Source organism: Streptococcus halichoeri, assembly GCF_009870755.1.
GTDB lineage: Bacteria > Bacillota > Bacilli > Lactobacillales > Streptococcaceae > Streptococcus > Streptococcus halichoeri.
Genome location: NZ_WLZU01000011.1, coordinates 17,069 through 31,784, shown reverse-complemented (window position 1 = coordinate 31,784; position 14,716 = coordinate 17,069). Strand labels below are relative to the sequence as shown.

The 14,716-nt window shown below is 41.4% G+C and carries 7 protein-coding genes and 1 pseudogene; 3 read left to right on the top strand and 5 right to left on the bottom strand.

Features of this window, described 5'->3' with window-relative positions; translation table 11 throughout:
* Nucleotides 1-150: 150 nt before the first annotated feature.
* The 4 genes from GWD08_RS04105 to GWD08_RS04090 all read right to left on the bottom strand — a co-directional run bounded on the left by GWD08_RS04105 (nucleotide 151) and on the right by GWD08_RS04090 (nucleotide 4,554).
* Entirely contained in the window at nucleotides 151-1,068 is a 918-nt protein-coding gene (locus tag GWD08_RS04105) for a magnesium transporter CorA family protein (RefSeq protein ID WP_159548845.1), read from the bottom strand.
* A 101-nt stretch (nucleotides 1,069-1,169) separates the two neighbouring features.
* Complete coding sequence (locus GWD08_RS04100) at nucleotides 1,170-2,333, bottom strand: permease (RefSeq protein WP_159548848.1); 1,164 nt, start codon at nucleotides 2,331-2,333, stop codon at nucleotides 1,170-1,172.
* A 90-nt stretch (nucleotides 2,334-2,423) separates the two neighbouring features.
* Nucleotides 2,424-3,386 carry a Gfo/Idh/MocA family protein gene (locus GWD08_RS04095; RefSeq protein WP_159548851.1) on the bottom strand — a complete coding sequence of 321 codons (963 nt, stop codon included), beginning with the start codon at nucleotides 3,384-3,386 and terminating at the stop codon, nucleotides 2,424-2,426.
* Nucleotides 3,387-3,576: 190 nt separating this feature from the next.
* A complete protein-coding gene (locus tag GWD08_RS04090) occupies nucleotides 3,577-4,554 on the bottom strand; it encodes a C-terminal binding protein (protein WP_159548854.1) in 978 nt (325 codons plus the stop codon).
* An 835-nt stretch (nucleotides 4,555-5,389) separates the two neighbouring features.
* On the opposite strand from GWD08_RS04090, the gene GWD08_RS04085 reads away from it, so the two are divergent.
* On the top strand, nucleotides 5,390-6,130 hold the full coding sequence (locus GWD08_RS04085) for an IclR family transcriptional regulator (protein ID WP_159548857.1): 741 nt from the start codon (nucleotides 5,390-5,392) through the stop codon (nucleotides 6,128-6,130).
* Nucleotides 6,131-6,575: 445 nt separating this feature from the next.
* On the top strand, nucleotides 6,576-10,343 hold the full coding sequence (locus tag GWD08_RS04080; protein ID WP_159564374.1) for a pullulanase: 3,768 nt from the start codon (nucleotides 6,576-6,578) through the stop codon (nucleotides 10,341-10,343).
* Nucleotides 10,344-10,540: 197 nt separating this feature from the next.
* Here GWD08_RS04080 and GWD08_RS04075 read toward each other — a convergent pair.
* Nucleotides 10,541-10,804 (bottom strand): annotated as a pseudogene (locus tag GWD08_RS04075) (PTS sugar transporter subunit IIC); the annotation flags it as partial.
* A gap of 273 nt (nucleotides 10,805-11,077) precedes the next feature.
* Here GWD08_RS04075 and GWD08_RS04070 point away from each other — a divergent pair.
* Entirely contained in the window at nucleotides 11,078-14,425 is a 3,348-nt protein-coding gene (locus tag GWD08_RS04070) for a polysaccharide lyase 8 family protein (RefSeq protein WP_159564372.1), read from the top strand.
* Nucleotides 14,426-14,716: the final 291 nt, after the last annotated feature.

The following is a 14,716-nucleotide window of genomic DNA, read 5'->3' as shown; positions in this document are numbered from 1 at the left end:
ACAAGACAGAAAGCTCTGCCTTGGGTTCATTTATGCTAAAGGGTATCCCTGCCTACACAAGGCTAGCCCACTGATGCAGCGCAAGCTGTGAGTCAGCCACCTCAAAAAACGCCTGCTCAGCAGATATGAAGACAATCAACTGTCAAAGCACTAGCGATTCCACCTATCATGGTCATGATTGACAAAACGTCGCATCGCCACCATGGCTATGAGAGCAAATAAGCTGGTAATGAGCAAAATGAGCAGCCAAACGACATCTATCTTGGCAAAAGGCAGTTTGATATTCATGCCGTAAAAACTCGTCACAGCAGAAATAATGGCAAGCCCTACAGATATGATGGTCAAAACCGTTACATTATCATTAAGCCGATTGCTCAGCACATTATTATAAGATGAAGCCAGCTGCTCCAAGATCCGGGTATGTAAGGAACACATGTTGGATAGCTGGCGCGCCTCAATAAGAGCATCGGTTAATTGCTCTTTTTCTGCCTCCAAATCATCGTCATCTTGGCTAAGCGCCTTCAAATCATTTAACATTTCCGAATTTTGCTTCGACCCCATTAAAAGGTAGACCGATCCGCTTTGCAAATTCGCAAGTACAGCCAGATTGTGCTTATTGGGACGTTTTCGTAAATCTTTAATGAGATGATCACGATGCTGTGTAATATCATCCATTAAGGCAAAATACTGCTTTGTAAATAGGGTTAAGAGCTGATAGAGCATGTGCCTGGGCGACTGAGTCTGATCGATCTGCTCTGCCATTAATACACTCATAGAATGCGTAAGAGGCGTGGTGAGTAATACGAGACACTCCGCATTAAGCACAAAAGTCAAGGGATGAAATTTAGGAATATCCCCAATATGAAAAGGAACAGCAGCCTGCTCTAAGACTTGGTAAACCACTGTCAAAAAGGCTTCATTTTTTTCAGTAAAGGAAGCCTCATGGCGGTCTTGGGCATAAGCCAAAATTTCTTTAGTCACCAATTGCTTTGAGATGAGTTGGGTTTTTTCATCTTGGGAGAGCTCTGCCAAATTAATGATGCGTAGGGCATTTTGGTTACGAGACATAAGCAATAAGGCTCCTTTCACGAGCTAAATACTTGCCTTCTATTATGGAGTAAACAAAAAGAAATAACAAGCGATTAGGCTGCTATTTCCTTTAGCTAAGTTTAAGGTTTGATAGCCAAGATGACCTCTTTTTGTTTGGGAAGAGCAAGGCTCTCTAAGTGATTAACCAATAATAACATCCAAGTCATAGCTAACAAGGATCCCGCTAGCTCAAAAGCTGTTAAAGACAAATAATGCACGCCTTGAAAACCAATCGCAAGGACAATCAAAACACCTACTATGCTATAGGAGGTGACCAGAAAATCACGACTAGCCTTTGGCACCAACCACTTGACTCCTAAAATAAGAACAATCATCAAATAAACAAGAGCATTGGCCACTCTAATGTGCATGTGATGAGAGCCCTGATTATTAGGAAAATAACCAATTGCTCCTAGACTCAGCGCTGCTAGAGACAACAACAAGCGTAGCACTATTAATTTCTTTTGATGGCCAAGCACATGCGTCAAAACGACGAAGAGATAGTCAATTAAGGCCATAAGCACAAAGGCTGACAGAATAAGTGTCACATTGAAGCGCCAGCTATCACGCGCCTGACTAGTCCCTAAAAAGCTCAGGTTAAACTGCCACCAGCGTCGGGTACTGTTAGTCGCCATGGACAAGAAAAAACCGCTGAGCATAATAATAGGAAAGAGGCTTGGCAACCAACTGACACGGATCCGATCCGACAGCTGCACCCAAAGCACAGCCATCATATAAACCATAATTCCAACTAAAAGACTTGAGGTCAGCTGATCGAATTTCGCTCCCAAAAAGAGCTGCTCTAAAAGCCAGGTGAAACCTAAGAGGATTAAAACTTGCACAACGGTCAAAGCAATCCCCAAAACTGGAAGAATCCGCCAAAAGACCTTATTGTCAAAGCCGCCAAGAAATTGCTCGCGCTTTCGAATTAAATTTATATGAAAGAGCACTGTGGCAATAAGACTACCAAAGACAAGCAGGGCACTGGCAATCGAGAGATCTCCAACCAAGGGCACTAGTTGCATTTGCCAAAATTGAGCCAAGCCATAAGTCAGGCCACTAGCACAAAGACTAAGGAGAATCATAATCCCTTGAGGAATGGTTGAAGCTTCTTCATCAAGAGACTCTATAATCTGGAGTTCCTGCCGAGACAAAGAAACGGTGACCTGGAGGCGGTCCATATGTTGAAGGTGCTCAATTGTCTCTGGTGGTAAGGGGAAATGTAAGGATTGTCGTTTTGTCATGTTCCCATTATAAGCTGTTTTTCTAGGCTTGTAAATGTCCCTCCAGTGCAAAAAGAAGTTGCGCCTTAGCCCAACTCCATTTTAGATAGATTATGCTTTTCCCCAAGACTTGTGTAGGCCTTCCATAACCTTAACTCCTAGCAGAGTCAATTCTGGTGTCATGACTGGACTGAGTAACTGTCCCTCTTGAATCATACTGCTGACATGGTCAATCTCTGCAGTGAAATCACTGTCCATTGGTGCTTCTAGGAGATGCTTATTACCATCAGCATCGGTTATCGTTGCTACCGTTGTTTTCCAAAATTGTGGCACTTGGAGTGTCCCCTTAGTCCCTCGGATTATGAGTTCATGTTTAAGATTTAATTCTGTCGTTAGAAAGACATCTACCAAAAGGCCATTGCTCAGCTGCAAGATAAGTTTCGATTGGCTATCACTCTCACCTTGGGGAAAATTAGCAATCCCGCCTGCTTGCTGAATGGGAGAATCAAAAAGATATTGAACATAACTCAAGGCATAAGGAGCCATCGAATAGACGGCCCCCCCACCAGCAGACAGATCACGCCACCATGAAACATGATCAATGTGAGGATAAGCCGTGGTCGAAGATACTGAAACAATCTGCCCTAGAGCTCCTAAAGCAAGTACTTGTTTTATTTTCTGAGTCATCGGAATAAACACCGCTTTTTGTGCTTCCATCAAAAAACACTTCTGACGAAAAGCCAAATCAAACAGCTCACGCGCCTGATGATAGGCAAGGCAAAAGGGTTTTTCAACTAAAACATGCTTTCCAGCTAATAGGGCTTCTTTGGCCACATTATAATGCTCTTTATTAATAGTTGCTACATAAATAACATCAATATCTTTATCAACTAGCATTTGCTTTAGACTACCGTAAGCTCGCGGTACCTGATACTTGGTTGCAAAAGCTTGCGCATTCTCTAAAGAGCGACTAGAAACAGCCAAAACGTCACTATTTTGTGTTAACCGAGCCCCTTCAATAAACCGTGGTGCCACTTGCGCTGTTGAGACAATTCCATATCTAATCTTATTCATAAAAACGCCATCCCATCCCCATCGTTTCACGATCATTATTCTACAATTATAGCATAAAACTAATGCTTAGGTCGCCGCAAAGAAACGGATATGTCCTTATGACTAGATTAATCCAGTAAAAGGGGGACTACATATCAACCTAAGCCCGGGGTGGTAGTAAAGACAAGAAGCTCACCGTTTAGGGATGCCCTTATAAGTCAATTTCTTTAGCATTAACAAGGCCAGCCTGTTGGTAGTCTTGACGTAAGTAAGCCTGCAGGTTTTCCAAATTTTCCCGTACGCCCTGCAAAAAAGCCTCTTGTGAATAAAACGCAATATGAGGAGTCAAAAGGACATTTTCCATAGGTATAAATGGCAATTGCTCCAAGTCAGGATCCTCACTGGCTAGGACATCTAGGATGGCATAAGAAATATGACCATTGTGCAAAGCTGTAACGAGATCTTTTTCATTAACAACACCTCCACGCGAAGCATTAATAAAAACTGGCGCCTTTTTAGTAGAAGCAAAAAGATTCTGATTTAAAACTCCTTTAGTCTGGGGAGTAAGGGGAAGATGGCTGGAAATATAATCACTGTCTGTAAAGAGCTCTTCAAGACTAACTGATTGCACACCAGCCTTGCTGAAAACGTCTTTAGCAACAAAAGGATCATAGGCCAAGATTTGGCAACCAAAGGCCTGCATCCGTTTAGCCACCAGCCTGGGAATATTACCAAATCCAATCAACCCAACTGTCTGGACAAAGAGGCGATGCATATCAAGAAAGTGCTCACTATCCCACTGCTTCCTCACTTTAACGACTTGGTTAAAATCATGAATTCTTCGATTGTGCATCAAGATAGCCGCCACAACATAATTAGCAACTTCATCAGTACAGTAATGTACCAGATGAGAGACCGGAAGTTTAAGCTGATTTGCAAACGTTAAATCAATGTTGTTAACACCAACTGAGCGGTATAAGACTAATTTTAGGTTAGGAAGATTCTCCAAAACATGTTGGGTTAGAGGTTCATAAACCGTAATGAGCACGTCAGCGTCTTGTGCATTTTGAATAATCTCTGCTTCGGTTTGGGAAACTCTGACATCAATAGAGACATCTAAGCCTAATTCCTGAATTACTTTTTCTTCATACTGCAACATCTGATCTTCAAAAAGCCTAACAATTTTCATTTTAGCGCTCCTTTCACTTTAGCTGACAAACCATTGTGCGATTAAAATAATAAAGATAATGGATAGAAATGTTCTTGCTAAAAAGATGGGCACAACAGCTAAAAAAGTCATCTTTTTATTGGTTGACATTAATAATGCTGCCGTCTCTGATCAATAGATAATGTGCATCACACTACCTGTAGCAAATTATGAACCAATCGTTGCCACTTCTTTTGTAGTGAAATAACCTTTTTCGAATAATTCTTCTGTGACCATAATGGCAGCATTACCAGGTCCGATCCAGAAAGTATCGTATCAATTTTACCATTACAGCTAATGGGTATTAGCATAAAGAAAATCCCAAAAAGCGTCAAGACGACAAACTTAAATAGGCCAGCAAGCCTATTTTGAAGCGAAAGCTGCGACATATCAAATCTCTTTTCTTTATTTTGGAACAGCGTTCCGTTTTATCATAGTCCTTTGTAATACCATTGTCAAGAATTTTGTAAAACGCTTTCAAAAAACACACTAGACTCTTCTTTGGGGCTTGCTTTGACCTTATGGCCAAGCTTAATGACTAAAATCTGCTTTGTTTATGTTTGAATCAAGCTTTATCTAAACAAGGTAATCTTTACAAAAAGCAAACCTATTTTGTATTTGTAGACCATTTACAGGTGCTTATCAGAACAAAACTTGTACTGTTTGACTTCAATAATTATCTGACTTTTTGGCGGTAGCCCTTTTTTTAGGGTACCAAGCCCTTCTTTTGACTCACAAAGGCCCAAAGATTAAGGTGCTTACTTAACTAATAGCCTAAGTTTTTTCATGTTATAATAGATAGATAACAGGAGGAAATATGACAGATTACCATATCAAAACCTTAGATAATGCCGTGCTCATTCTGGATAGTTTAGCTGATGATCGTCCTTTAGGTGTTTCAGAGATTGCCAGACAAACCAAGCTTTCAAAGACAACCGTCTTTCGTCTCCTCAAAGCCTTAGAAATACATCACTTTGTCATTCAAATTGATCAAAACATTTATACTTTAGGCTATGGGATGCTACGGTACAAACCCATTGACGTTCATAATCAAGCGTTGATAAAATTGGCAAAACCTCATATGCAAACCTTTACGCAAATGACTGGTGAAACCATTAACTTAGCCATTCACCATGATAAGCAAGTTTACTTTATCCATACTGAAGCAGGGGAAACTTATCTCTTGCAGTTTTCTCTTGCACCAACAGCCAAACTGTATTGTTCCTCTATGGGGAAAATTTTTCTGAGTCACATGACTGACGCAGAAATCCAAGACTATTTTAAAAAAGATTTAAAGGCTAGGACGCTAAACACCATTACAGACTACGCGCATTTCCAGATTGACAAAAAAGCCATTCTTACCACTGGCATTGCTTATGACCAAGAAGAATATGAATATGGTTTAACCTGCCTAGCAACAGGACTCTATCAAAACAAACAATTGATTGCTGCAATTGGATGTTCAGGGCCGACCAGTCGGCTTAAGATTAAAGGGTACGACTTTTTAGAAAAACAGCTCAAAGAGACTGCCCAGCGCATCAATGAGTTATTAAATTAAGCAAATAAGAGGCAAGCAGCCAACTGATACTGACCTGACTGTTACTTGTTATCGGTATAAAGCCGACTTAGGCATTTAAAAAATCCGCCGGCAATAACCAAAAATAGCCAATAACTCTAGAGGGCAGGTCCATGAAAATCTTAGGAGAGTGAAATAATCATGGCTGAAGACGTTTGTCTCAGCCTTTTTTGTAAGTTGATTCCTAAAATAAGAGCACACGCACCTACGTAACAGGTTTTAGCCCCTCCAATCTAGCTGCTCTTGAATTTCAAACGCTTAAGCCTTTGTTCTTTGCTTGACAGGTCACCTCTTTCACAGCATTGCATAAAAAAGCAAAAGACTGGTAGTAAACTTCCTGGGATTTTCAGAAATCAATTACAAATTGCAAGCGGTTGCGTAATGTGGTAAGATATTTTTGAAAACTTTCAAGCATTAGGAGGATTTTATGACAAAACACTCTTGGCCTGGTAAAGCAAGCCACTTGCGGCAAGAGCACTTCCGTTACGCCATTAAAAAGTTAAGTATTGGTGTTACCTCTGTCGCTATAGGAGCTGCTTGGCTTGGGATTAGTAAGCCTGTGTTAGCACAAGAAACAAAGGCTGACAACCAGCCAGTAGCACTTGACTTAACAGCAAATAGCCAAGCACTAACTGAGGATCATTTTACAAATCAAAGCGATTATGCAAGCGTTGGCACAGCAACTGCCAAACAGACCCTTGCTGATTCTAGTGCAAGTCCAGCCAGCACGTCATTGACCCCTCCTAATGAAGCGCAAGCAAAGAAGGAGATAACTGATAACCGTGCTCAAGCTAAAACCACTACCACTCTAGAAAGCACAGCCCATTTCCCCAATAAGCCAGACGTAAACATCAAAGTCCCAGCTGAGACTGAGCAAGCCCCACTGCCAGCACCAAATGCTACGGCTGAGGGTATAGTCACAGCTCCTAAGATTGAGCCTGGGTATTTTCGCTTACATTTGCAGACTTTGCCTGATCAGCCCCTGGACAATTTGGGCTTATGGCTGTGGGATGATGTTGAGAGGGCTTCAGATGGCTGGCCACTGGGAGCTACGCCCTTAGCTCAGGCTCAAAAAGATGATTTTGGCTACTATCTGGATATTAAAATGTCCAAGTCCAGTCATCAGCAGCTCTCCTTTTTGATTAATAATCATCAGGGAGACAATATCTCACAGAATCGGCACATTGCGCTCATTGATCCACAGATGAATGAGGCCTGGGTTGATAGTGCCTATAAGATTTTTACATACCGACCTGTGCCAAAAGGATATGTGCGGATTAATTACCGTCATTCTACTGACAACTATGACCATCTGGCTGCCTGGGTCTTTAAAGACGTCAGCAACCCCTCACAAGATTGGCCAACTGGGGCTTGCGATTTCGTCAAAGAGGGCCCATATGGCAAATACGTTGATATTCCTCTCAGGGAAAATGCCAAAGAGCTCGGCTTTCTTATCCTCGATAAAAGTAAAAAAGGAGATGATGTGAAAATTCAACCAAACGACTATCTTTTTAAAGATTTAGCCAATCATAATCAGGTCTTTGTTAAAGATACCGATCCAAAAGTTTATAACAATCCTTATTATGTTGATCAAGTGGTGGTTAAAAATGCCGAGCAGACCAGTCTAACAACGATCAAAGCTCGTTTTTCAACCTTAGATGGGGTTGATGAAATCCAGCTGCGCAAAGAAATCAAAGTCACAGATAAGGCCGGCCAACCGGTGGAAGTGACGGCGCTTTCGCTTGATCCTCTCCATGCTATCCTCACCCTCTCTGGTAATTTTAAGGCAGAGTCTGCGAATTATACAGTGTCCTATGGCAAAAGTAAGGCCACAACCTATCTCGCTTGGGAACTCAAAGATCAGCTCTATGCCTATGATGGCGAACTTGGAGCCAAGCTTAATGAAACAGGAACGGCCGTTGATTTGCGTTTGTGGTCCCCAAGTGCTGATGCGGTGAAGGTCGTTGTTTATGATAAGACTAACCAAGACCTCGTTCTAGCTCAGGTGGCCATGACCAAAGCCCAAGCAGGTGTCTGGCAAGCACACCTGGACCACACAAGTCTGCCTATTAGCAACTACGATGGCTACTATTACCACTATGCCATCACGCGCGGTGATCAAACAGTACTGGTGTTAGATCCTTATGCTAAATCCCTAGCGGCCTGGGATAGCAACCACATCACTGAGCAAGATAAGGTTGCTAAAGCCGCCTTTGTTAATCCAAGTCAATTAGGGCCAAAGCTTGATTTTGCAAAGATTGATGGCTTTGAAAAACGCGAGGATGCCATTATCTACGAAGCTAATATTCGTGATTTCACCTCAGATCTTGCCCTTGAAAGACAGCTTAAGCAGCCATTTGGCACCTTTTTGGCCTTCACAGAAAAATTAGATTACTTAAAAAATCTAGGAGTCACCCATATCCAGTTAATGCCCATTATGAGCTACTTCTTCGTCAATGAAAATGATAAATCACGCTCAAACGACTACAGCTCAGCAGACAATAACTACAACTGGGGCTATGACCCGCAAAGCTATTTTGCCTTAACAGGGATGTACGCGACCGATCCAACTAATCCTAGCCTGCGGATTACAGAATTTAAAAACTTAGTCAATGAGATCCATAAACGTGGCATGGGAGTCATCCTTGATGTCGTTTACAATCACACCGCCAGAACCTATATTTTTGAAGACCTTGAGCCAAACTACTACCACTTTATGAACGCTGACGGAAGCCCTCGTGAAAGCTTTGGCGGAGGACGGCTAGGTACAACCCATGCCATGAGTCGTCGGGTTTTGGTGGATTCCATTACCTATTTCATCAATGAATTTAAGGTTGATGGCTTTCGCTTTGACATGATGGGAGACCATGATGCTGCCGCTATCGAAAAGGCTTTCCAAACAGCCAAGACACTTAATCCCAATATTATCATGATTGGTGAGGGCTGGCGCACCTTCCAAGGCGATGAGAATAAAAAAGTCACAGCAGCTGATCAAGATTGGATGGCAGCAACAGATACAGTTGGCGTCTTCTCAGACGACATCCGCAATGCCTTAAAATCAGGCTACCCCAACGAAGGCACTCCCGCCTTTATCACAGGTAGTCCTAAGAACTTAGAGCTTATTTTCAACAATATTAAAGCCCAACCAACAAACTTCAAGGCAGATAGCCCTGGTGATGTCGTTCAATATATTGCCGCCCATGATAACTTGACGCTACACGATGTTATTGCTAAATCTATCAATAAAGACCCTCAACTAGCCCATGAAGAAATCCATAAGCGAATTCGCCTTGGTAACACCCTTATCCTAACCGCACAAGGAACAGCCTTTTTGCATTCTGGACAGGAATATGGTCGAACCAAACAGCTCCTAAATCCTAACTTCAAAGGGCGGGTCAGCCAGGAACAAGCTCCTAATAAATCAACAGTCATTGATGCTGTTAGCGACTTTCCTTACTTCATTCATGATTCTTACGACTCCTCAGATGCGGTCAATCATTTCGATTGGACCAGGGCCACAGATACCAGCAAATATCCCATTAGCGCCAAAACACAGGCTTACACAGCCGGTTTGATTGCTCTGCGGCGATCAACCGATGCCTTTCGTAAAGCAAGCAAAAGCCAGATAGACCAAGAGGTGACCCTCATCACCCAAGCTGGACACCATGGGATTAAAGAAGAAGATCTGGTCATCGGTTATCAAACAATTGCGACCAATGGTGATTGCTATGCTGTTTTTGTCAATGCCGACCAAGAACCACGACGTTTAATACTTCCCCAAATTTATCAGCAGCTTTTACAAGGAGAGGTCCTTGTGGATGCTGAACAAGCCGGAACAAGCCCAATCAGCCAGCCAATTGGCATAACCTTCACTAAAGATAGCTTAACCCTAGCTGGCTTAACAGCCGTCGTCATTAGGCTCGCTCAAGCACACCAACCATCAGCAGCTGATTATCAAATGCCGCAAGAACAAGACAAAGCTAAGCAAGAAGACGGACCAAGTCCTCAAACCAGCACCAATCAACAAGGAGGCACGCAAACCCATTTCCTACCTGAAGCAAGGACAAGTAGGGAATCGCAAAATATGCTAGCAAAAACTGGTGACTCCAAGTCCAAAACCTTCTTAGCTCTAGTACTGGCCTTAACAGGCTTGACTGGTCTAGTGATCTCTAAGTGGCATAAACCAAAGAAATAAACCCAAGGTCAATAGGCACAGGCTTAGCTTATGCCTTGACTGATAGACGATAACTCAGACCATTCACTAGCAGCCTACAAAAGCTAACTAGAATTACAAAACTGCAGGACAGCACGTTTTTTAATCGACTATGCCTGCAGTTTTTATGATGCTGTGAGAAGAATTAGCTTAACCCCAAATCTAGTCTTTGGTACAACCTAATCAAGTAATGTGGCCCGATTAGCTGAGATAACAAATGGTGTCCAGATAAGAAAAGCAATAAAGACATTCAAAAGTGCTACTAAGCCAGCCATTAGATTATTACCCGTTGCCAAAAAAGCATAGAGTCCTGGAGGTGTGATCCAAGGAACAGCCAGATAAACAGGAGGTATTATCCCAGCTTGCGTTGCTAAATAAGCAATGGTTGCACAAATTGGAGGAATAATCAACCACGGAATCACAAATAAGGGGTTCAATACCATTTCTGTAAAGGTCCATTCAATATTGCTATAGTCGTTGTGAAGATCTTTGACAATATCAGACTCCCCCATTAATGGTGACTTCATTCATCACTTTTTCAACTCAAAGCCAAAAAAATTGTTCGCGATAGCTAGTTGGTGTTAAGATTTAGCTCTTCTAATTTTCAAAGAACTTTGTTAGTAACTAGCTAAGGTGCACACGATGATAGCGCTTTACATTATTGTCTAGGTGTGCTACAATTTTATTAAACCGGTTTACCATATGGAGGTATTGCCATGTCATTTTATTCTTTAAAAAAATCTTATTTCTTGTATATCTTACTCCTTTTGGTAGTGAGTGTACTTTGGGCACCCCAAGTGAGTCATGCCAGCGTCTTAGAGACAGATGCATCACAACAGTTAGAAGCCAAAAACTCCTTACAGCAGCTTAGATTGTCTCCTCTTCCAGCGGCAACGGCCAAGAATTATTTAACAGTGGAAATAAGCTCCTCTCCTGTGAACCTGACGCCTGAGCCAATACCAGCGCCTCAAACGCTATCTGAGTCGCATCAAGAAAAAACAGCTAAGTCGAGCCCTTCTTCACCAACTAACCAGAATCTTAGTGAGAAAGCTCCTATTTCTCTAACTCTTGAAGCTGAGCATAACAAAAATAATACTGAAATTACAGAACACTCTAATGTGCTTATAAATGGAGATTTTTCTCAAAAAAATGTATCACCTCCTAAATCTCATTGGTCTGAACCACAAGCTCCTAGTGCTTGGTCAGCCTATGTAGACTCCAAGCAGAGTCAAGACCCTCATCCTATTTTTAGGGTAACTGCTAATGGAGAATTGATTATTGAAAGTTCCGTGGGCTTACGAGGGGCAGTAACACAACAAGTCAACATTAACCCTAATCACCAATATGATGTCTCTTTTGAGATTACCACTAAGGATCGCACCGGACAGGCTTTTGTTCGTATCATTGAGGATAATAATAGTGACCCAAAAAAGAAACGCATTTGGCTTTCTCCAATGACAATGGGAAACAGCAGTCATCATTCTTTGCACAAACTCTACAAACCCAAAAACAATGTTTCGAAAGTCACCCTAGAACTTTACTTTGAATCAGGAACCGGAAAAGCAATCTTCCAGAATATTTCTATGACAGATTGTGGCACTAAACATCTCGAACACTTCAAGCCAGTGACACCTGTCTTACCAACCAGTCTGCAAGAAACCTTAGATAAACAGTATGTATTTCCTATCACTGACTATCATTATCAAATTGATGATACCAGTATTGCCCAAATAAAAGGAGGAATGCTTCACCCCCTAAAAGAAGGCCAGGCAACTGTCACTGTCACTGATCAAAAAAGACAACAAATAACAACTATTCCCCTTACTATTCTCCCTAGCGCCTCTGACAAGTATTCACAACTCATTGAAGATTGGAATACTATGACCTTAGGCAATAACTACTATAATCATCAAAATCGCGACATGCGCCGCTTGTTTAACCAATTGGAGACTAATGTAACCAAAGCAATGACCACATTCAATCAAGCAAGTGGGCGAACAGCCTTGTGGTCAGACTTAAGCGATTATACTAAATCAGATCAGATAACCGCTACTTACCGTCGTTTAGAAGAAATAGCTAAGCAGATTACTACGCCAGGTTCTGTTTACTACCAGAATGAACAGGCTATTCGAGTGGTTCGTGAAGGCCTAGCCTGGTTGAATTTGAATGTCTACAATAGCAATCAAGATATTGAAGGCGGAGCTAACTGGTGGGATTATGAGATAGGTGTACCACGTGCACTGCTAGGCAGCCTAACCCTTCTTAATTCTTATTTCTCACAATCCGAAATGATGACCCTAACAGATACTATTGAGCACTTTGTTCCTAATTCTAACTACTTTCGAATGACTTTGGTAAACCCATTTCCAGCTTTAGGAGGTAATCTAGTGGATATGGGGCGTGTTAAGGTATTGACAGGTTTGATTCGTAAAGATGCCACTATTGTCAAAGAAACCACAGCATCTTTAGGAAAACTCTTTCAAACAGTCACTAACGGCAATGGCTTTTATACTGATGGTTCTTACATTGACCATACACATATAGCTTACACTGGAGCCTATGGGAATGTCTTAATTGATGGCTTAGCACAATTACTGCCTATCATTCAAAAAACGGATACCCCCTTCACCCCCAATCAAATCAATCATATTTACCAATGGATCGATCAGTCTTTCTTGCCAATAATCATTAAAGGACAGTTAATGGATATGACCAGAGGACGCTCCATTAGCCGTGAAGCTAGCTCAACACATGCTGCTAGTGTCGAAGTTCTCAGAGCCTTATTACGAATAGCTAACATGGATCAAAGCACGCGTAATCAAGTTCTAAAGGCCCAAATTAAAAACATCATTGCAGCTGATACTTACTACGATACCAATAAGAACCTTAAATCTTACATAGACATTGCAGCTGTTGAGAAACTAAAAGGCGATACTAACCTGCCCAAAGTCAAGTCAAAAACCTATCTCAAAACCTATAATAGTATGGACAAGTTGGTCTATTATAACTCCGAAAAGGATTTTGGTTTTGGTCTATCTCTCTACTCGGATCGAACTCAAAATTATGAAGCTATGAACAACGAAAATACTCGCGGTTGGTATACCAGTGATGGCATGTTTTATCTCTATAATAATGACCTCGCTCACTATAGCGACAACTTTTGGCCAACTGTTAATCCCTACAAACTCCCCGGAACAACCGAAACTAATCAACCACGGCAAGATGCTACCACTCAGATTATGAAAGGTTTCACCCAAAGGGACCAGAATGCTCAAAAAGAAACTGGACAAGTGGTTAATCCTTCTGATTTTGTTGGTTCTCTTGCTTCTTCTACTAAAAATGGCCTAGCTGCTATGCAATTCTCCAACTGGAATCAAAGTTTAAGCGCCAAAAAAGCCTGGGCTATATTAGATGATAAAATTGTTTTTTTAGGCACTGCCATTCAAACAAACCAAGATTATTTACAGACTCAGACAACAATTGACCAACGCAGAGTTGATTCCAACTGCCCTTACCGTGTCTACATTAATGGTCAAGTAATCAATCTATCTGACGGAGCACCACATCAGCTAGATAAGGTTTCCTCCATTTTTTTGGAAACTAGCGATCCTAAACGTCAATTAGCCTACTTATTTGATAAGCCAACCAATCTAACCATTCAAGAAGCTGTACAAAGCGGTAAGTGGTCCACAATTAATCAGACTAATACGAATCAGCAGCTACAAAAGCAAACTTATATTACGATTACCCAAACGCATACCAAGACAGATGATACCTATGCCTATACACTCTATCCCAATATAAGCCGACCAGCTTTTGAAGCAATCAAACAACAGCCTATACGTATCATTACCAACACCTCCCAACAACAAATCATCTACGACCAGGAGCAAAAACTCTGGAGTATCATCAAATATGACCATGCTCCCTTAACAGTAGAAGACAACTTAACGATAGAAAAAGCCGGTCTGTACCAGATTCAGCGTCAGGGAAATCATTATCAATTGGTCTTTTACCAACCACAAACCAAAGAAAAAACTGAGCAAACGGTGTTACATCCATAAAATGAGACAGAAGAAAAGCACTCCTGATAAATGCTAGTAAAATAGAATCAGGAGTGCTTTATTATGGTCAAAAAGCTTATGCGTTAGAAACAAAATTGCCTGTATCGAATGAATCTCACTCCATCTAAAGACTGAAACCTTTCCCCCACAAAAGAAAAAATACCACAAAAATAATATAACAAAGATTGCAACAATTACATTTTATAATGAAACTAGAATTCAATATCATTTAAAAAACCAATCTCTTGTTCAATTCAGGAAATTGGTTTTTTAGAGTGTTTTTCTTCTGTC